At 69.3% G+C, this 17,995-nt stretch carries 17 protein-coding genes; 7 read left to right on the top strand and 10 right to left on the bottom strand.

The window, feature by feature from the left end:
• Window positions 1-32: 32 nt before the first annotated feature.
• From MUN74_RS12305 to MUN74_RS12295, 3 genes are read right to left on the bottom strand one after another with little or no spacing between them, the layout of a single operon-like run.
• The gene (locus tag MUN74_RS12305; RefSeq protein ID WP_244852532.1) at window positions 33-398 is read right to left on the bottom strand and encodes a hypothetical protein; all 366 of its coding nucleotides are present in this window, start codon (window positions 396-398) and stop codon (window positions 33-35) included.
• Between the two features lie 3 nt (window positions 399-401).
• Window positions 402-1,028, bottom strand: coding sequence for a DUF5684 domain-containing protein (locus MUN74_RS12300; protein ID WP_244852531.1), 627 nt, complete (start codon window positions 1,026-1,028; stop codon window positions 402-404).
• A 5-nt stretch (window positions 1,029-1,033) separates the two neighbouring features.
• On the bottom strand, window positions 1,034-1,843 hold the full coding sequence (locus MUN74_RS12295; RefSeq protein ID WP_244852529.1) for a hypothetical protein: 810 nt from the start codon (window positions 1,841-1,843) through the stop codon (window positions 1,034-1,036).
• Window positions 1,844-2,222: 379 nt separating this feature from the next.
• Between MUN74_RS12295 and MUN74_RS12290 the strand changes: the two genes are divergently transcribed.
• Entirely contained in the window at window positions 2,223-2,741 is a 519-nt protein-coding gene (locus tag MUN74_RS12290) for a hypothetical protein (RefSeq protein ID WP_244852527.1), read from the top strand.
• Window positions 2,742-2,971: 230 nt separating this feature from the next.
• On the opposite strand, the gene MUN74_RS12285 is transcribed toward MUN74_RS12290, so the two are convergent.
• Both MUN74_RS12285 and MUN74_RS12280 read right to left on the bottom strand, forming a co-directional pair.
• Window positions 2,972-6,637, bottom strand: coding sequence for an alpha-L-fucosidase (locus tag MUN74_RS12285; protein WP_244852525.1), 3,666 nt, complete (start codon window positions 6,635-6,637; stop codon window positions 2,972-2,974).
• Between the two features lie 269 nt (window positions 6,638-6,906).
• Window positions 6,907-7,557: an NADPH-dependent F420 reductase gene (locus MUN74_RS12280; protein ID WP_244852524.1), complete on the bottom strand. Its 651-nt coding sequence runs from the start codon at window positions 7,555-7,557 to the stop codon at window positions 6,907-6,909.
• Window positions 7,558-7,664: 107 nt separating this feature from the next.
• On the opposite strand from MUN74_RS12280, the gene glsA reads away from it, so the two are divergent.
• Entirely contained in the window at window positions 7,665-8,900 is a 1,236-nt protein-coding gene (gene glsA, locus MUN74_RS12275; protein ID WP_244852522.1) for a glutaminase A, read from the top strand.
• Between the two features lie 202 nt (window positions 8,901-9,102).
• Here glsA and MUN74_RS12270 read toward each other — a convergent pair whose 3' ends face one another.
• Entirely contained in the window at window positions 9,103-9,573 is a 471-nt protein-coding gene (locus MUN74_RS12270) for a hypothetical protein (protein ID WP_244852521.1), read from the bottom strand.
• A gap of 148 nt (window positions 9,574-9,721) precedes the next feature.
• Between MUN74_RS12270 and MUN74_RS12265 the strand changes: the two genes are divergently transcribed.
• Window positions 9,722-10,222, top strand: coding sequence for a nitroreductase family deazaflavin-dependent oxidoreductase (locus MUN74_RS12265; RefSeq protein ID WP_244852520.1), 501 nt, complete (start codon window positions 9,722-9,724; stop codon window positions 10,220-10,222).
• Between the two features lie 13 nt (window positions 10,223-10,235).
• Here MUN74_RS12265 and MUN74_RS12260 read toward each other — a convergent pair whose 3' ends face one another.
• The gene (locus MUN74_RS12260; RefSeq protein WP_244852519.1) at window positions 10,236-10,421 is read right to left on the bottom strand and encodes a hypothetical protein; all 186 of its coding nucleotides are present in this window, start codon (window positions 10,419-10,421) and stop codon (window positions 10,236-10,238) included.
• A gap of 237 nt (window positions 10,422-10,658) precedes the next feature.
• Here MUN74_RS12260 and MUN74_RS12255 point away from each other — a divergent pair, with 237 nt between their 5' ends.
• The 3 genes from MUN74_RS12255 (at window position 10,659) to MUN74_RS12245 (ending at window position 13,397) form a co-directional block, all read left to right on the top strand.
• Window positions 10,659-11,444: a DUF4328 domain-containing protein gene (locus MUN74_RS12255; RefSeq protein WP_244852517.1), complete on the top strand. Its 786-nt coding sequence runs from the start codon at window positions 10,659-10,661 to the stop codon at window positions 11,442-11,444.
• Window positions 11,445-11,520: 76 nt separating this feature from the next.
• On the top strand, window positions 11,521-11,790 hold the full coding sequence (locus tag MUN74_RS12250; protein ID WP_244852515.1) for a DUF1876 domain-containing protein: 270 nt from the start codon (window positions 11,521-11,523) through the stop codon (window positions 11,788-11,790).
• 179 nt (window positions 11,791-11,969) lie between these two features.
• Window positions 11,970-13,397 (top strand): DHA2 family efflux MFS transporter permease subunit, encoded by a 1,428-nt coding sequence (locus tag MUN74_RS12245; protein WP_244852513.1) that lies wholly within the window; start codon window positions 11,970-11,972, stop codon window positions 13,395-13,397.
• A gap of 8 nt (window positions 13,398-13,405) precedes the next feature.
• Here MUN74_RS12245 and MUN74_RS12240 read toward each other — a convergent pair whose 3' ends face one another.
• Together MUN74_RS12240 and MUN74_RS12235 are read right to left on the bottom strand one after the other, a co-directional pair.
• Entirely contained in the window at window positions 13,406-13,996 is a 591-nt protein-coding gene (locus tag MUN74_RS12240; RefSeq protein ID WP_244856440.1) for a response regulator transcription factor, read from the bottom strand.
• A gap of 71 nt (window positions 13,997-14,067) precedes the next feature.
• Window positions 14,068-15,339 (bottom strand): sensor histidine kinase, encoded by a 1,272-nt coding sequence (locus tag MUN74_RS12235; RefSeq protein ID WP_244852511.1) that lies wholly within the window; start codon window positions 15,337-15,339, stop codon window positions 14,068-14,070.
• Between the two features lie 192 nt (window positions 15,340-15,531).
• Here MUN74_RS12235 and MUN74_RS12230 point away from each other — a divergent pair, with 192 nt between their 5' ends.
• Window positions 15,532-16,056 carry a hypothetical protein gene (locus MUN74_RS12230; RefSeq protein ID WP_244852509.1) on the top strand — a complete coding sequence of 175 codons (525 nt, stop codon included), beginning with the start codon at window positions 15,532-15,534 and terminating at the stop codon, window positions 16,054-16,056.
• A gap of 113 nt (window positions 16,057-16,169) precedes the next feature.
• Here the strand turns inward: MUN74_RS12230 and MUN74_RS12225 are convergent, their stop codons facing one another.
• Window positions 16,170-17,960: a GmrSD restriction endonuclease domain-containing protein gene (locus tag MUN74_RS12225; RefSeq protein ID WP_244852507.1), complete on the bottom strand. Its 1,791-nt coding sequence runs from the start codon at window positions 17,958-17,960 to the stop codon at window positions 16,170-16,172.
• Window positions 17,961-17,995 lie beyond the last annotated feature (35 nt).

Raw genomic sequence — 17,995 nt, 5'->3', positions numbered from 1 at the left:
CTCACGTTTTCCCGTGACGGCGGCGCGGACCGCTACTGCTCGCCGAGCAGGATGCCGCGTTCGCTCGTCTGCTGCCGCAGGGCGGCGAGGTATTCGGCGTACGCCTTCTTCGTCTTCGAGTAGCCGATCGCGCCGCCCTTGACGGCGCCGAGTCCGGTGGCCTCGTCGAAGCGCAGCCAGGTGTTGCCGTACTGGTCGACGCCGATGTCGAAGGTGAACGAGATGTGGAAGTTCTTGCCCGCCATCGCACCGAGCAGCATCGTCTTCGAGAAGTCGCCGCGCTCGAGCTTGATGCTGCCGGGGTTCGGCTGGGTCGCCTCGTAGCCGAGGCCGCGCGAGATCTCGATGACGACGGGCACGGTCTGCTGGTCGTTGCCGGAGAGGATGAGCTGGGTCATGGGTCAGGCTCCTGGGTTCGGGTCGGTGGGCTGGGGCGGGGTGGGCGGGACCGGAGGGGTCGCCGCGGCCGTGGAGTACGGCGCGGCTGCCTGCGGCGCGTACGGGGTGGCCTGCGGCGAGTATGGCGAGGCTTGCGGCGGGTACGGCGTCGCCTGCGGCGGATACGGCTGACCGGCCGGCTGCGGGTATCCGGGGTACTCGGGCTGCAGCATCCAGGCGCTCGGACCACGCCACGGCTCGGTGCGGCCGTAACCGATGAGCGCACCCCAGATGAGTGGCAGGAAGACGTACAGCACGGTCCAGCCGGCGGAGCGTCCGAAGCCCTTGTTGAGGCGGTTGACGGCCATGATCAGGTAGACGAGCGCGACGATGTTCGCGAACGGCACGAGCGAGAGCAGGGCGATCCAGCCCTGGTAGCCGGCGATCTCGAGGATGCGCCACGAGTTGTAGATCGGCACCCACGCCGGCCATCCCTCGTTGCCCGTCTTCACGAAGACCTTCGACAGGAAGATGCCCATGAGCACGTACTGCGCGACCGCGTAGAGGAAGAAGAAGCCGTAGAAGGCGAAGACCGGGCCGAGCACGGAGAGGACGTCGCTCGGGTTCGTCTGGGTTTCGGTGAGGAACATCTCGGTCACTCCACGGTGTCGGCCGGCACGAGGCCGACGGTCAAGAGGTCGGTGGCGGCGGCGACGGCGTCGGGCAGCTTCTCGGCGGCGTCGCAGTCGACGGAGACGATCACGGCTTCGCCGAGGTCGGTGATGCTGCGAGCGATGACCGTGTAGTAGCGGTCGCCCTCGAGGTCGATCGCGACGGCGTCGGCCACGCCGGTGTCGACACCGTCGCCCGCGATGAGCGCGACGTCGTAGGCGTTCGCCGGGTCGACCGTCGTGCCGAACGTCGAGTCGATGAGCGCGAGGCTCGCGGTGCGGTCGTCGTCGCCTGTGAGGTCGGAGCCGTCGCTGCCGTTCGTGTACCAGACCGAGCAGCCGGTGGCGGCGTTCTGGTAGGTCATCGAGTTGCCGCCGTCGGAGGCGTCGGCCGTCCAGGCGTCGTCGGCGGGGAAGCTCGAGGCGAGCGCGATGTACGCAGCGCCGTCGACCTCGAGATCCCACGGCAGGTCGATCGGCAGATCGCCCGCGGCGGCGGGGTCTTCGGCGAGCGGATCTTCGGCGTACGGGTCGTCGGTCCAGGCGCCGGCGTACGGGTCGTCGGTCGTCGACGGCAGCTGGGCGATCGAGACGAACATCCAGATCATGATCGCCGGGATCACGATGACGGGCAGCGCCGACACGATGATCGCCGCCGTCAGCGCACCGGCGAAGCCCTTCGGGCGCTCGGACTGCGGCACGGGTGCCTGCGGTGCAGGGGCTTGTACCTGCACGGGCGGCTGCGCCGGCGGCTGGGGTACCGGCGGCACCGGCGCGGACGGATCGAACGTCACGAGTCCTCCAAGGGGATTCCGTGCAAGGGGTCGGCGTGCCCGTGGTATCGCGCACGGTGATTCGGCACCGGAGCGGCACCGCCACCCGATGCTACTGGTCGCCGGTGACCCGCTCGATGGGGAGCACTCCCCGGCGAGTCGTCCACACCCGAACGGCCGGTCGCGCTCACCTGTCCTCCACAGCCGCCACGTGGATGCCTGCACCCAACTCGTCGCCGCCTCTCCGTCGCGGCAGCGTTCGCGGTGGGAGTATCCCTCCGCAGGCCCTGTGCACAGTTCCACATGTCCACAGGGCGGCAGGACACAAATCCACATCTCCACACCGTCTAGGAAGTAGATCGTCGGCTGAACCGAACGGCGATCACAGCAAGGAGGGAACATGGCGACACGAACCATCAGGGTCGACGACGGCACCCACCGGGCGATCACCGATCTCGCGTACTTGCTCGACAGCACGAAGACCTACGTCATCGCCGACGCGATCGCCGAGTACGCCGAACGGCGCGGGTCGATCGTGCGGGTCGATGGACGGGTCACGTTCGACGAACTGCCTGTCGCCGACCGCCTCGCGCTGCGACGCGACGAACTCATCCGGGTGTTCGCGAAGCGCGAGGCGGTCGACATCCGCGTCCTGCACGTGGGCGACGACCGCGACGCCGACGAGGACGAGGCCGGCGACGACGACCCCGACGACGACGCTCCGTGGACTCCCCCGCGGCCTCCGGTCGAGCTGCTCGTCACGACCGCGCTGCACCGGGGCAGCGGCGAGGCGTACGCGCTCGAGGCGATCGCCTCGAAGCTGCTGCGCACACGGGTGCACATCGAGTCGGCGACGCGCCTCGAGCTCTTCGACAAGCCGGCCCTCGAGCGCGCGATCGCGAGCTCCACTCCCCTCTGACCGCTGGGGCACTCCGCCGGTTGAGTAGCGAGCGACGAAGGAGCACGCGTACCCCTCCGCCGGTTGAGTAGCGAGCGACGAAGGAGCACGCGTACCCCTCCGCCGGTTGAGGAGCGAGCGACGAAGGAGCACGCGTATCGAAACCCCGTGACCCGAACTCGAAAGTCGGGCAACGGGGGTTCGACACGCACCGTCGCTTCGCGCCGGCGCTACTCAACCAGCGGGGGCACTCACTCCGACTCCACTTCGCACCCGTCGCCGGCCGCCTTCGACGCCGCGGACGGCGTCACGACGAGCCGGGCCTCGGCCGCGGCATCCCCGACGGTTGCCGTCACGATGCGGAGGCCGGGATGCGTATCGGGCAGCGTCAGCGTGGTCGACGCCGTGCCGTCGGCGCCGGCGACGACCGAGCCGAGGGCGCTCGACGAGCCCTTGGGCGTCTTCGGTGCGAGCGCGAGGGCGACCTCCGCGCCGCGGGCGAACCCGGCGACCGAGACCTCGACCTCCTCGCCCATGGCGGCGCGGCACACGGTGAGCGTCACCGCCTCCGAGCCGGGCTCGATCGGGTTCGGCACGTCGACGCGCCAGCCCTGGGCGGTGAGGCCGCCGAACACGTCCTCCATCGAGCGCTCGCCGAAGGTCGGCTCGACGTCGCCGCCGTAGACCGACACCACGATCGGCTTGTCAGCGGTGCCGTAGCCCCAGAACGGCGTCGACGAGTCGGCGCACTCGCTGCCCGACATGACGTTCACCTGCGCGCCCGTGGCGAGCTCCGCGGTGCGGAACTGCTCGAGCGACGTGAACGGCCGGTCGACGCTTCCGTCGCCCGCGGCAGGCGCGGCGCAGTCGAGGTAGACCTCGGTGCGCTTGCCCGGGTCGTCGGCGAGCTGCTCGTAGAGCGCGAGCGTCGCGAGCGACCACGGCGCGCGCGCCTGGTCGACCGACACGCGGAACCGCTGCGCCGTGACCGTCTGCGACAGGGTGACGATGCGGCTCACGCCGATCGTTCCGGCCTTGGCGACCTCGACCCACTTGCCGTCGACCTCGGCGTCGATCGAGAACTTCTCGACGACCTGCCCGTGGTCCATGACGCCCTCGCCGAGCTCGATGCGGCGGATCGGCTTCGCCGACCCCAGGTCGATCACAACGTCGCCCGGCTCGGCGCTCGCGCTCACCCACGACGAGCGGCGGTTGCCGTCGGTCAGGGCCGCGGATGCCTCGGCATCGGCGCCGACCGCGACCGGCACGCCGAGCGCGTGGTCGAGGGAGAACGCCTTGCGCCGCTCGGCGGCGAACCCGTCGAGGGCCGCGACCGACGCCGGTGCGAACGTGCCGGTCGTCGTGGGCGGCGTGTTGAGCAGCATGACCGAGTTGCGACCGGTCGTGCCGAGGTAGTGGCCCAGCAGTGCCGACGGGGTCTTCGGGGTGTCGGTCGGGTGCGCGAACCAGCCCTGCGTGAGCTTCATGTCCGACTCGGTCGGCCACCAGTGCAGCGCATTCGCGCCGCTCGCGACCGCGGTCTGCAGCATCGCTGCCGAACCGACCTGCTCGAAGGTTCCGCCGCCGACGACGCCGATCTTGCCGCCGTCGCCGGCGTCGCTGATCGGCACCGGTGCCCACTCGTCCTGCCGGGCCGAGCCCGCCTCGTTGCCGACCCAGCGCACGTCGCGCCCGCCGACCGCGACGACGGCGTTCGGCTGCAGCTTGCCGATGAGGTCGTAGAACGCGGGATAGTCGTAGAACTCCTGCTTGCCGGTGTTGCCGGCGGCGCCGTCGAACCAGACCTCGTCGACCTGCCCGTACTGGGTGAGCACCTCGTAGAGCGTGTTGAGGAAGAACGCGCCGTAGTCGGTCGCCGAGTACTCGAACGTCGGCAGGTCCTTGCCGGCACGGTCATCGCCCTCGACGAGGGTCGGGATCGTGCGCGGGGTCTTCGCGCTGCCGTTGCCGAAGACGCCGAACTGCTCCTCGTGCGAGTCGGCGGGCGACATGTAGAGACCGACCTTCAGCCCGTATTTGTGCGCCGCGGTCGTGAAGTCGCGCACGATGTCGCCCTTGCCGTCCTTCCACGGCGTCGAGGCGACGTCGAAGGTCGAGTAGCGCGACGGGTAGAGCAGGAATCCGTCGTGGTGCTTGAGCGTCAGGATCGCCATGCGGTGCCCGCTGTCGCGCAGCGACTTCACCCACGCGTCGACGTCGAGCTCGCCCGTCGGCTGGAACTTCGAGAGGTCCTCGGTGCCGTGACCCCACTCCTGGTTGTAGAAGGTGTTGATGCCGAAGTGCACGAAGGCGGTGAGGCCGAGCTCCTGCCAGTCGAGCTGCTGCTCGGTAGGCCGCACGAGCGACGCCTTCGCGAGCACATTGGCCGGGCAGTCGGCGCTCGTCACCTGGATGTAGTTCGCGGGCGATACGTCGCCGAGCGGCAGGCACGGCATCGGCACGTCGAGCTCCTGGTAGCGGAACGCGGCGTTCTCGAACTCCCCGTTCAGCAGCGCGAACCGGGTGCGTTCGACGGTTCCCTTGAAGCCGCGGTTGCCGATCGCGGGCACCTCGTTGCCGATCGCGAGGGTCTGGGTGACCTTCGTGTTGCGAGTCGACGGTGCGGGGGCGGTGATCTCGGGCAGTTCCTTGCCGTCGAGCCAGGCGACGACCTTCGTCTCGGTCGCGCCGGGAAGGTAGGCGAGCGAGAGCACGTGCGCCGTGCCCGCGGCCGGCAGGGCGACCTTGCCCATGTAGTCGTGCCAGGTGCCGCCGACGTTCGCACTGAACCCGTACTGCAGGCCGTCGCTGCGGTAGCGGGCGCTGAGGTTGCCGCCGACGGCGGCGAGGGTCGCGAGGTCGGACTGCGCGCCTGTGGCGGTGAACTCGGTCTCGATCACGAAGGCGCGGTCGAGGGATGCCGCGGTGAACAGGTTCTCGGACGCGGTGAAGTCGGCCGCCTGGTTGCCGCCGCCGAGCTGCAGGTCGCCGCCCGACACGGTCGCGGTGCTGCGCAGCGCGACGGCACCGTCGAGGCGCTCACCGGCCGCGGGCGTGTACGCCGCGGCATCCGCCCCGCCGTCGAAGCCGACGTCGAGGAGTGTCGTCGTGATCGGGGCCGGCTGGAACTCGAAGAGCTCGGGGTCGTAGGCGGCGACGTCGCCGACGACGCGTACGCGACCGAGGTCGCCGACGATGCCGCGGCCGGCGCCGGCGGGGTGCACCTCGTTGCCGAAGCCGAAGGCGTTGGTCGAGGCCGACTGCACGCCGACGCCCGCGTCGGACGCGAGGGTCTGCAGCTCGACGCCGTCGAGCCAGGTGTGCAGCACGGCGCCGTCGTCGGAGGTGACGTACTGCACCGAGAGCTGGTGGGCGACGCCCGCAGCCGGCACGGGTGCCTCGCCGCGGTGGCTCGACCAGCTCGAGCCGTCGTACGAGTCGAAGCCGTAGACGAGCTTGCCGCCCTGCGTGCGCACGTAGAGGTTGCCCGCGGCCGAGAGGATCGTCGCCATGTCGGACTGCGCACCGGTCGGGGTGAACTCGACCTCGGCGACGAAGCCGGGCGTCGGCGTCGCGCCGCCGAACGAGAAGTCGGCCGCCTCGAAGCGGATCCCCTCCGTTGCGCCGTGCAGGCGCACGCCGCCCGCGGCGAGCTGCTCCTCGCCGCCGGCGATGCGTCGCACGACGCCGCGCATCTGCTCGCCCTCGGTGGTCGTGTAGGCGGTCGTGCCGACGAGCGAACCGCCGAAGCGGATGTCGAGGTCGTCGCCCTCGGCGGCGCTGGCAAGGCCCGCGGGCGCGAGTCCGGCGAGCGCAACGCCGAGTGCGGCGATGAGGGCGAGGGAACGTCGGCGGGTGCGCCGTGCGCTCGATGGTGTCGGTGTTCGTCGGTCGGTCAGGGCGGTCGGCGCGGTCATCGTCTACGTCACTCCAGCGGTCGTCACTCGGGGCGGCGACACTGCCGCCCGGTCGCGAGCGTAGTAGTCATCCGATGTTTAAGCAACGGGGTGGCGGATGCCGCCCGCAAACTCGGGCGACCCCAGCGTTCTGCTGACCGGAGGTCAGTAATTCGATCGGATCTTTACGGCGAATTTCGCCGGGTGAGTCGCGCGCGACGAAGGAGCACGCGTATCGAAACCCCGAGCTGGTGGTTTCGATACGCGTCGTCGCTTCGCGCCGACGCTACTCAACCGGCCGTGCGGCGTTCGGCCTTCGCGAGGTTGGCGACGAGCTCGTCGCGGGTCTGTGCGCCCGACTCGTAGGCCGGCTGGTCGCGCTCGACGCGCCAGCTGTCGTCGAGCGGGCCGACGTTCACGGTGTCGAATCCGAACTCGTCGTAGAGCGAGGTGACGAAGGCCGCGGCATCCTCGTGGTCGCTCGCCGTCGCGAGCGCGCGGCGGGCCGGGTCGCCGGCGGGACGTCCGTCGGTCGTGATGTCGGCGGCGGTGATGTGGTTGAAGCCCTTGGCGACGTGGCTCGTGGGCAGGTGCTTCTGCAGCATGCCGGTGACGGTGTCGCGGCCCTCGTCGAGGGCAGGCACGTGGCCGTCGCGCTCCCAGTAGTAGTTGTCGGTGTCGATGACGATCTTGCCCGCGAGCGGCTCGACCGGGATCGACCCGTACGCCTTGAACGGCACCGTGACGACGGCGATGTCGGCGGCGGCCGCGGCTTCGGGGGCGGTGGCGGCGCGGGCCGAGGGGCCGAGCTCGTCGATGAGGCCCTCGAGCGTCTCGGGGCCGCGCGAGTTCGCGATCACCACCGAGTACCCGTGCTTGACGGCCGCGCGGGCGACCTGGCTGCCGATGTGTCCTGCTCCGATGATTCCGAGAGTGGTCATGGTGGATGCAACGCGAGGCGCGGCGGGTTGTTCCCCTGGTTTCGATACGCGTCGTCGCTCCGCGCCGGCGCTACTCAACCGGCCGAGGTCGGTCGTAGGCTGACCGCATGGCTGCCGCGTTGGGGGATCCGGTACGACACGCACTCGAATCGGTGCTCGACGATGTGCGAGATCGCACCGACGGAGCGGTCGCCGACTACATTCCCGAGCTCGCGAAGGTCGACCCCGACCGGCTCGGCGCCGCACTCGCGAGCACGCACGGCATCGTGCACGAGGCGGGCGACGTCGAGGCGGAGTTCACGATCCAGTCGGTGTCGAAGCCGTTCGTGTTCGCGCTGGCCGTCGACGCGCTCGGTCTCGCGGAGGTGACGAAGCACGTCGACCTCGAGCCGAGCGGCGAACCGTTCAACGCGATCAGTCTCGACGAGGCATCCGGCCGCCCCCGCAACCCGATGATCAACGCCGGCGCGATCGTGATGACCTCGCTCATGGCGGGCGACACCGCCGACGCGAAGTTCGACGCGGTGCGCGCGGGCATCGAGCGCTTCGCCGGCCGCGACCTGCGCGTCGACGAGGACGTGTACTCGTCCGAGGCATCCACGGGCGATCGCAACCGCGCGCTCGCGTACCTCACCCGCTCGGCCGGCACCCTGGGGTCGGCCGTCGACGTGGCGACGCTCGCGTACTTCAGGCAGTGCTCGATCAGCGTGAACGCCCGCGACCTCGCGATCATGGCGGCGACGTTCGCGACGGGCGGGGTGAATCCGGTCACGCGCGAGCGCGTCATCAGCGAGGATGCCGCGCGCTGGACCACCGCGGTCATGACGAGCTGCGGCATGTACGACGAGTCGGGCGATTGGATGGTGCGTGTGGGCCTGCCCGCGAAGAGCGGCGTGGGCGGCGGCATCGCTGCGGTGCAGCCCGGACAGTTCGGCATCGGCACGTTCAGCCCGCGCCTCGACGCGCGGGGCAACAGCGTGCGCGGCGTCGCGACCCTCGAACTGCTGTCGCAGCGGCACGGACTGCACATGCTGCAGCACCACGGTGCGCCGCTGTCGCCGATCGCGTCGCTCACGCGGGATGACGCCGACGGCGGTGAGACGGTCGCGGTGCTGCGCGGGGAGATCCTGTTCAGTGAGGCCGAGGAGGTGCTGACCCGGCTCGCTCCCCTGGTCGGCGATCACGGATGCCTCGTGCTCGACTTCACCGCGGTGACGCGGGTGGCCGCGGGCTCGCGCAAGATCTTCAGCGCGCTGCCCGAGACGATGGGGTCGCTCGCCGACGGGCGGCCACGCGTCGAGGTGCGCGACCCCGACGGGGTGCTCGCCGCACCGGTCGGTTGAGGAGCGCCCGACGCAGTCTGACGCGTATCGAAACCACCCGGCAGGAGGATCCCTCCGCGAACCGTGTGGAATTGTGGAATTGTGGTCGCCCACCCTGTGGTCATGTGGAATTGTGGTCGGCCCCCAAAGAGCGAACTTGCCTCCCGGGAGCCGGCAGCCGACGCCGACAGCCGACAGCCGACAGCCGACAGCACGCTCACCGTCACCGCCCACGACGACCGTGAGGGTGGAGCGCCGTGCGCCGCGCATCGAGCGCGCCGAGGCGGTGTCGCAGGGTGAGCAGCAGCGCGGCGACGCGGTCGCGGAGGTGCGGCTCGAGTGCACCGGACTCCTCGAGGCGACGCGCCTGCTGGGCGAGCGCGCGGATGCGGCCGACGGTGTCGCGACGCCAGTCGTCGTAGAGGTCCTCAGGCCGGGTGGCGAGCCGTTCGAAGCGGTCGTCGATGATCGCGAGGCGCAGCTCGAGGTCTTTGACGTCGGTGGTGAACTTCGCCTGGTCGAGACGGCGGCGGGCAGCCTCGGCCGCGCGGGTCTTGGACGCGACGAGCTCGATCGCGGCGGCCGCCGTCGAGGTGGGTCGTGCGGGCATGGGCAGTGCGGCCGTCGGTGCGGGCAGATCCTGCGCGACCGCCGGGTGCGCCGTCGGAATGGCGCGGGAAGAGTCGAACCCCATGGTCGTCTCCTGAAGTGACTCCGGGCTCAGCCGAAGATCACGACGTTAGACGGGGCCTCCGACATTCGGCCGACGGGTGTCGATGCGCGTCGGCGCCTCGCGTCGGGGCGGGGTCCACACGGGCGTGTGATCTCGATAGAAACGAAGCATGGCGATGGGGCGGTTCAAGCACGGATTCCTGAAAGTGCTGCAGCGCACGCTCAACCCGCTGACGCTGCGGGCGGCGCGACGCGGCGGCGGGCCGTTCGCGCTCATCCGGCACACCGGGCGCAAGAGCGGCAAGGTCTTCGAGACGCCGGTCATCCTCGCGCGGGCGCCCGAGGGATTCGTCGCCGAGCTCACCTATGGACCCGAGGTGAATTGGTACCGCAACATCGTGGCCGCGGGCCGGGCGACCGTCGTCTGGAAGGGCCGGGAGTACGAGGTCGACGGCATCGAGCCGTTCGAGACCGGGGCGGGGCGCCGCGCCTTCGGCCCGCCCGCCTCGTGGTTGCTGAAGCTGCTGCGGCGGCACGAGTTCCGGCTGCTGCACGAGGCGCGGCCGGGTTCGAATCCCGGTGGGGGTGCAGCATCCGGTTCGAGTGCGGCCGGCGGCGCCGCATCCGGTTCGGATAACGGCGGGCCCGCGGCATCCGGTTCGATGCCGTGAACCGGATGCCCGCTCAGTGCGCGGGGTGCAGGTGCAGGCGGTGCGCGAGCCGGTGCAGGCGGCCGACGCGCGACGCGCGATCGGCGCGCTCGATGGCGCGGCGCTCGCCTGCGGTGCGGCGGCGCTCGTTGGCTCCGGTGGCGAACTCGGCGTCGTTGCGGCCGAGGGTGGTGGCGATGAAGCCGGCTGCGAGGTCCATGGTTCCGATCCCTTTCGGATGCTTCGCGGCCGGGTTCCGACCGCCTGAGATCAGATTCGTCGCTGAGGTAGGCGGGTCGTATCGGGCGGGTGCCGTATCTTCGCGGGCGCATCGCGCGGGCCGTGCCTCAGAAGCGTCTGAGGTACCTCAGACGGGTCGCTAGAGTTGCATCCGATCCTGCGGAGAGAACTGTCCGGATCGCACCCGAATCGACGACGATCTCCGAGGGAGCCAGCGATGACCCACACCCCCACCTCCCCTCCTGCCGGGTGGTACCCGGCGCCCGACGGATCGTCGGAGCTGCGGTGGTGGGACGGCGCACAGTGGGGTCCGGCGCAACCGCAGGCGGCGCAGCCGCACGCGCAGCCGCAGCCGATCTACCTGGCCGATCCGGGGCCGGCGGCGACCAACGCCATCGCCAGGCTCGCGGTGGCCGTCCAGGTGCTCCTGGTCGTGAGCGCCGTCATGTGCATCGTCACGATCGGCGTCGAGGTCTTCGGCATCGTCGCGGTCACCGACTTCCTCGGCGGCGACGACGCGAACCTCGACCGGTTCGACGTGTACGACCTGGCGACCGCCGTGGTCAGCATCGCGGGGCCGGTCTTCCTCCTCACGGCCGGCGTGCTCTGGGTCATCTGGCAGTACCGAGTGGCCAAGCAGGTGCGAGGGCTGACGCGGCGCGTACCGGGCTGGCAAGCGGGAGCCTGGTTCGTGCCCATCATCTGCCTCTGGTTCCCGTACCAGAACATCTCCGACCTCTGGCGAGCGGTCGGACGAACGCGCCCCTCGTGGCAGATCGCCTGGTGGCTGCTCTGGGTCGTCAGCAACTTCGTGTCCACGCAGGCGACCCGCATCTACCTGGGTGCCGAGGACCTCGAGACCCTCCGCGTCGCGATGTGGGTGAACCTGGCCGCCGAGGTGCTCCTGCTGGCGGCCGCACCGCTCGCGTGGCTCGTCATCCGCGGCATCACCGAGGGCATCTCGCAACGCGCCGCGAACCCTGTGCCCGCGCCGGTGGGCTGACGCGACCTCCCCTCGCCGCGCGGGCCGCACGTCGCTAGCCTGAAAGGTGGAACCGGACCGGAAGGTGGTGAGTTCCATGGATGCGACGAAGCAGTGGAGCGTCACCGTCGACATCGACGAAGAAGAGAACACCACGATGGCTGAGGCCACGGTGCGCACGCCCGCGGGGCGGGAGGTGACCGGCGTCGGCAAGGCCGATCGCAACCCGTTCGACCCGAACGTGCCCGCGATCGGCGAGGAGCTCGCGGTCGCCCGCGCGCTGCGCGATCTCGCCGAGCGGCTGCTGCACGTGACGGAGAAGGACATCTCGGGCATCACCGGGGAGCCGTCGCACGTGCATCGTTAGGCCGCATCCCTGCAGGACCCTGTCACACCGCGCGGCCGCGCGCGGTCGTAGCTAAGGTACGCGCACCTCGTGACGTCGCCGGGCGGAACCGGTCCCGGACGACACTGCGTACACACGAGCAGCACCGACTCCGCTGCGGCACACGCCGCACAGGGCACCGGCGCGGGAAGCGGGATCGCATGGCCACCTGGATGACGCGACAGCAGCGAACCGTGCTGAGTGTCGCGATACTCGCGAGCTTCATCGCCTTCCTCGATGGCAGCGTCGTGCACGTCGCCCTTCCGGCGATCAGCGAGGAGCTCGGCGGCGGCCTCGCATCGCAGCAGTGGATCGTCGACGCGTACCTGCTCACGCTCGGCTCAATCATCCTGCTCGCCGGGTCGCTCTCCGATGTGTTCGGTCGCAAGCGCGTGCTGCTCGCCGGGCTCATCGGCTTCGGCTTCGCCTCGCTCGCGTGCGCACTCGCTCCGAGCGCCGAACTGCTCATCGCGGCACGCGCCCTGCAGGGTGTGGCCGGTGCGCTGCTCGTGCCCAGTTCGCTCGCGCTCATCCTCGACGCGTTCGCCGACGGCACCAAGGCGCGGGCGATCGGCACGTGGACGGCATTCACGAGCGTCGCCAGCATCGCCGGCCCCGTGCTCGGCGGACTGCTCGTCGACTGGCTGTCGTGGCGATGGGTCTTCGGGATCAACGTGCTGCCGATCGCGGTCACGCTCATCCTCATGCGCGGTCTTGCTCCCGACGCCCCACGCGCAGCCGGTACCCGCGTCGATGTCATCGGCGCCCTGCTCGGCATCGCAGGCCTCGGCCTGCCCGTCTTCGCCCTGATCGAGCAGCCTCGGTTCGGCTGGGGCTCGCCGATCATCGTCGGCGCACTCGCACTCGGTCTCGTGAGCTTCGTCGCATTCGTGCTCTGGGAACGACGAGCACCGCAGCCGATGCTGCCGCTCGGCATCTTCCGTGCACGCAACTTCTCGGTGGGCAACGTCGCCACCTTCTTCGTCTACGGCGGACTCTCGATCGGCACGTTCGCGCTCGCGGTCTTCCTACAGCAGGGTGCCGGCTACAGCGCCACGCTCGCGGGCTTCGCGATGGTGCCGTCGAGCATCGTGCTCATCGCGCTGTCGGCGTTCTTCGGCCGGCTGAGCGGGAGGCTCGGCCCCCGCCTGATGATGACCGTCGGACCGTTGGTCGCCGGCACGGGCTTCGCGCTGATGCTCCGCATCACCGAGGAGGCCGACTACCTCACGCAGGTGCTGCCCGCCGTGCTGCTCTTCGGCCTGGGCCTCGCGATCACCGTGGCGCCGCTGACCGCGACCATCCTCGGTGCCGTCGAGTCGACGCACTCGGGCATCGCCTCGGCGACGAACAACGCCGTCTCCCGGGTGGCGGGCCTCATCGCCGTAGCGCTGGCCGGCTCACTCGGCGGTTCGGCCGTGATCGACCTCGCCAGCTTCCACCAGCTCGTGGCTGCGGCAGCGATGGGCATGCTCATCGGCGCGGTGGTCTCCGCGGTGGGCATCCAGAACCCGAGCCCGGTGCAGGGCCTGTCGGTGCCGCATGCCGAGGCGGCTCCCCTGCAGGCGCCGGCGATGCGGCGGCGCTGAAGCGCCGCTCAGATCCACCCCTGCTGCCAGGCCTTCTCGGCGGCCTCGTGGCGCGACGTGGCGTCGAGCTTCGTCATCGCCGACGAGAGGTAGTTGCGCACCGTGCCCTGCGCGAGGTGCAGGCGGTCGGCGATCTGCTGCACGCTCATCGTCGACCGGCTGAACCGCAGCGCGTCGAGCTCGCGGTCGGTGAGCGGGCAGCGCTCCGCGGTCAGGGCGGCGGCAGCGATCTCGGGGTCGATGTAGCGGCGGCCGGCGGCGACGTCTCGGATGACATGTGCGAGCTCTTCGGCCGGCGTCGACTTCGGCACGAACCCCGACACCTTCGTCGCGAGCGCCCGCCGCAACACCCCCGGGCGGGCGTGCCGGGTGACGATCACGACCCGGGTCGACACCGTCGCGAGGATGCGCGCGGCCGCCTCGAGCCCGTCGGCCTCGGGCATCTCGAGGTCGAGCAGGCACACGTCGGGTCGCGCCGCGATCGCCTCATCGACGGCGGCGGCGCCGTTGTCGGCGGTCGCGACGACCTCGATGTCGGGCTCGAGGTTCAGCAGGGCGACGAGCGCACCCCGAATGAGGTGCTCGTCATCGGCGATCATGAGGCGGATGCCTCGGCTCGAGACATCCTCGACCGTGCCCGCTGCACCGCAGGGCTCGGAAAGGGGGGCGCTCATGCCGAGACCCCAGCTCGTACGGGGACGGTCGCGGTGAGTTCGAACGTGCCGGCCGAGGCATCCTCGCGGTGTTCGAGGCTGCCGCCGACGGCGGCGAGCCGCTCGCGCAGGCCCGCGAGTCCCGACCCGGGCGCGCGCGACCCGGCGCCGCGGGGAGTCGCCGGCGCCGAGGCATCCGTCGTCGGAATGCCGTCGTTCACGATGCGCAGTTCGCATCGGCCGCCCTCGGTCGCGAGCGTAATGGTGACCCTCGCCGCCTCGCTGTGGCGCAGGATGTTCGTCGTCGCCTCGCGCACGACCGAGGCGAGCGCGCTCTGCGCGGCGGCATCCTCGGGCAGGGCGCCGAGCCGCAGCTCGCAGGCGGCGCCCGACGCGGTGAGCACCTCACGGGCGTTCTCGAACTCGTCGTCGAAGGCGACCTGCCGGTAGCCGGCGACGAGCGAGCGGGTCTCTTCGAGGGCCTCCTTCGCGATCATGCGGGTCTCGTGCACGAGTTCGCGCGCGGCGGCCGGATCGATCTCGAGCAGCCGCTCGGCGAGTTCGGACTTCAGCGAGATGACCTGCAGGTGGTGCCCCTGGATGTCGTGCAGGTCGGACGCGAAGCGCAGCCGCTCCTGCGTGACGGCGAGCTCGGCGGCGGTGCGGCGGTTGCGATCGAGCTGCACGACGACCTCCCACCACCAGAGGCTCGTGAGCAGCATGATCGGCAGCATGATCGCGAAGAGGCCGATCATGAAGGTGTTCGAGCTCTGCGGGCCTTCTTGTGCCGGCGTGCCGTGCAGCGCGGTGAAGATCGCGACGTGCGCTCCCGTGAGGATCGCGCCGACGAGCAGCGCGAGTCGCCGTTGCGGCTTCGGCAGCAGGGCGGCGATGAGGGATGCCGCGGCCCACAGCGGCACGGCGGCGACGAGTGCGTCGCCGGGAGTTGCGAGGCCGAGGAGCCAGACGAGTGCCGCGGGGGCGACGAGCGCGACCGTCCAGCCGGGGTGGGGCAGTCCGCCGCCGCGCCCGACCCGCAGGAACCAGCAGTACCGCAGCTGCGTCGCGGTCGCGATGATCTGCAGCGCGAGCACCGCGATGGCGAGCATTTCGTTGGTTGAGTAGGGCGCGCCAGCACCCGTATCGAAACCACCACCCGCGGCATCCATCACCGTCTCGAACATGCTCAGCCCGACGATCAAATCGAAGAACCCGAAGAAGAACACGATCGACGCGAGTGTGTACAACCAGGTCGTGTGCACGCTGCGGGCGGCGGGTTCGGCAGGCATGTGGCCGAGCCTATGCCAGTGACATTTGTCACGCCGGGCGCGTGTGGATTCGCACAGGAAGGGGTGACGTGGCGGCACTGCCGGGGAGGCATGGGTTTTCGGAGGCTTGATGCATCAGCTCGGTTCCGTTCCCCTGGTTCGCCGAAGGGAACTGCCGTGCATCTCCGTCTTCACCCTCTGAAAGGACTCGTCATGCTCGACGCACTCCAGGACTTCGCCTCCTCGCTCCCCGACTTCCTCCAGTGGTTCGGGGTGATGCTCATCTCGGCCGTTCCGTTCATCGACTCGTACTTCGGCTCGGTCGTCGGCGTGCTCATCGGCCTGCCGCCGGCGGTCGCGATCGGGGTGGCCGTGATCGGCAACGTGCTGTCGATGCTCGGGTTCGTGTTCGCCGCGCACGGGGTGCGTTCGAAGGTGGTGGCGGGGAAGGCTGCTACCGCCGGCGGCTCGACACTGTCGGCGGGCTCGCCCGAGCCGTCGACCGACGGCCTCGCACCGGCCCGCCGCGAGAAGGTGCGCCGCGCATTCGACAAGTACGGCGTCGCCGGCGTCAGCCTGCTCGGCCCGTTCGTGCTGCCCAGCCAGTTCACCTCGGCGGCGATGGTCTCGTTCGGCGCGAACCGCAACGCGGTGATCGCGTGGCAGATCGTGTCGATCGTGATCTGGGGGGTCGTGGCCGGCGTGGCAGCTTCGCTGGGAGTGGCGCTAGTCCGCTAGCACGAAGCACCTATCGGGCACCCGCCGTGCCGACGATCCACAGAGGCGTTCAAGATGGGCGCGCACATGGATGGACAGGCATGCTGACGGGTCGGCGCCGCCCAGCCGCCTCATCAAAGGCTCTCGTAGTACGAGCGGATAACCGCCGCCATGAGTCGGCGCCGTTCGTCGAGGAATTCCGCGTAGTGCTCCGCCGTCAGGTCCGCGAGCCGTCCCGGGATGGCGTTCTCGACGAAATTCCGCTCGAGGTCATTCGCGTCCGTGATCTCGCCGAGTGTGAGCGTGCCCGACTCGATCTGCCGGTGCACCTCAGCCATGTACTGGACCGGAGGTTTGTTGCTGATGCTGATGTTGATCGACGTTTCGGTCAGCGCGAAGTTCGCGACCTGATTATAGTCTGCCCGGTCGGGGTAGCCGTTCTTCTGCAGGTAATCCTTCGGAACGATGTGATGGATGTCGCCCGACTGCTGGTGCATCGCAGCCACCGTGATGCTTTTCGAGAGAAAACCACGAACGCCCGAGGCCACTTGCGCTGCGAGGAAGGTTTGGAAGAAGGGGCTGGTCGTACTGGTCGTCTCGAGGGCGTTCGGGAGAGAAACCCCCCAATAGCCGTCGGATAGATCGGACTCCTCGATTTGGGCGAGGTAGTTCCCCGCCCCCATCGCACCGATCCGACGAATATCCTGCTCCCAGGTCGATTCGAAGCTGCCGGAGTGTCGGCCCGTGAGCATGGACATCACGAACCATCGTCGGACGATCCGCTTCCGCTCGCCTTCGGAGACGCTGTCGTCCTGCCGAAGACGGAGGTACAACGCGAAAGCGAAGTTCAGCGCATTCTTCGAGCCGATCATCGCGGATGCGATAAAGCCGGCTGACTTGATCAGCATGATGAAGTTCTCGTAGTGGTACTTCTTGACGATCTCGAGCAGCGCCGACTCGAGCTTGTCGTACGCCACCGGAATACGTGCTTCGTCAACCTTCCGAGTTTCCGGGTCTCGCCCTGACAATTCGGAGACGATCGACGATGCCTTACCACGACTGAATCCGACCAGTCCGGCGACACGAATGATGTCGCTGTACGCGGGGTCGTAGAGATCCTCCGCATCGTCCTTCAACCAGGCGATCGTTTTGAGGTAACCGGAAGCGACGAACTCCGAATCGTTCTCATGAATGTCGGCGTAGGCATGGGGCGCGATCGCGAGATGGGAGAAGTAGTCGATCAGCTTGCGGAGGTTGCGGCCTCGCTCTCCGTAGGTGGCGATCTTGCTCATCGCGAAGTCGGCACTGCTCAGAGGCACACCCTTCGAATTGATGCGGATGAAGATCTCGGAGACAGTCTCGACATCGAGATCGTCGTTCAGAGCGATGATGCCGATCTGCGCGTTCTTGATGCCTTCGAGTCGCGCGATGTTCGCCTCGACCGCCGCATGATCGACGTGCTCGTTCGCTTCGAAGTAGGCCTTCACGAAACCGTAGGTCGACGGAGCGGTGAAGAGTTCGCTGATGTCGGAGATCCATTCGGGATTCTTCGCGATGACGGGGGTCAGTGTCGCGAACTCTTCGGTCACGGGGTTGAACGCGATCGTGATGCGGACGGACTTGTAGCGCTTGTTGACGACTTTCAGTCCAGCGACTGCGGCCCGGAGAGCGGTGATGCGCTGCTGACCGTCAATCAGGATCTGCTGGTGCGCTGCGACTTGGCCGCCCTTGAGATGGGCGCCGACCGATTGCCACGTGATCAAGTAACCCACGGGGTAGCCGTTATACAGCGAATCCATCAGGTCGCGGACTTTCACGCTGTCCCAGACGAATGGTCTCTGGAGCTCCGGGATCGCGATGTGCTCGCGTCGAACGTCCTCGAGTAGCTGCGTAACTGCTGACTGGGTTACGTGATACTTCGCCATCAGGCTCCCCCTTCAATGCCCGCCGGTTGTCTGGT

This window comes from Agromyces sp. H17E-10 (assembly GCF_022919715.1).
Taxonomy (GTDB): domain Bacteria; phylum Actinomycetota; class Actinomycetes; order Actinomycetales; family Microbacteriaceae; genus Agromyces.
This window is presented reverse-complemented; position numbering and strand designations above follow the sequence as displayed.

Excerpts from the sequence above, each read along its gene's own strand:
- MUN74_RS12280 (WP_244852524.1), bottom strand. The coding sequence starts at position 7,557 with ATGACCACTCTCGGAATCATCGGAGCAGGACACATCGGCAGCCAGGTC.
- MUN74_RS12255 (WP_244852517.1), top strand. The coding sequence starts at position 10,659 with ATGACCCACACCCCCACCTCCCCTCCTGCCGGGTGGTACCCGGCGCCC.
- MUN74_RS12305 (WP_244852532.1), bottom strand. The coding sequence starts at position 398 with ATGACCCAGCTCATCCTCTCCGGCAACGACCAGCAGACCGTGCCCGTC.
- MUN74_RS12285 (WP_244852525.1), bottom strand. The coding sequence starts at position 6,637 with ATGACCGCGCCGACCGCCCTGACCGACCGACGAACACCGACACCATCG.
- MUN74_RS12230 (WP_244852509.1), top strand. The coding sequence starts at position 15,532 with ATGCTCGACGCACTCCAGGACTTCGCCTCCTCGCTCCCCGACTTCCTC.
- MUN74_RS12265 (WP_244852520.1), top strand. The coding sequence starts at position 9,722 with ATGGCGATGGGGCGGTTCAAGCACGGATTCCTGAAAGTGCTGCAGCGC.
- MUN74_RS12260 (WP_244852519.1), bottom strand. The coding sequence starts at position 10,421 with ATGGACCTCGCAGCCGGCTTCATCGCCACCACCCTCGGCCGCAACGAC.
- glsA (WP_244852522.1), top strand. The coding sequence starts at position 7,665 with ATGGCTGCCGCGTTGGGGGATCCGGTACGACACGCACTCGAATCGGTG.
- MUN74_RS12235 (WP_244852511.1), bottom strand. The coding sequence starts at position 15,339 with ATGCCTGCCGAACCCGCCGCCCGCAGCGTGCACACGACCTGGTTGTAC.
- MUN74_RS12290 (WP_244852527.1), top strand. The coding sequence starts at position 2,223 with ATGGCGACACGAACCATCAGGGTCGACGACGGCACCCACCGGGCGATC.
- MUN74_RS12300 (WP_244852531.1), bottom strand. The coding sequence starts at position 1,028 with ATGTTCCTCACCGAAACCCAGACGAACCCGAGCGACGTCCTCTCCGTG.
- MUN74_RS12245 (WP_244852513.1), top strand. The coding sequence starts at position 11,970 with ATGGCCACCTGGATGACGCGACAGCAGCGAACCGTGCTGAGTGTCGCG.
- MUN74_RS12250 (WP_244852515.1), top strand. The coding sequence starts at position 11,521 with ATGGATGCGACGAAGCAGTGGAGCGTCACCGTCGACATCGACGAAGAA.
- MUN74_RS12240 (WP_244856440.1), bottom strand. The coding sequence starts at position 13,996 with ATGATCGCCGATGACGAGCACCTCATTCGGGGTGCGCTCGTCGCCCTG.
- MUN74_RS12270 (WP_244852521.1), bottom strand. The coding sequence starts at position 9,573 with ATGGGGTTCGACTCTTCCCGCGCCATTCCGACGGCGCACCCGGCGGTC.
- MUN74_RS12225 (WP_244852507.1), bottom strand. The coding sequence starts at position 17,960 with ATGGCGAAGTATCACGTAACCCAGTCAGCAGTTACGCAGCTACTCGAG.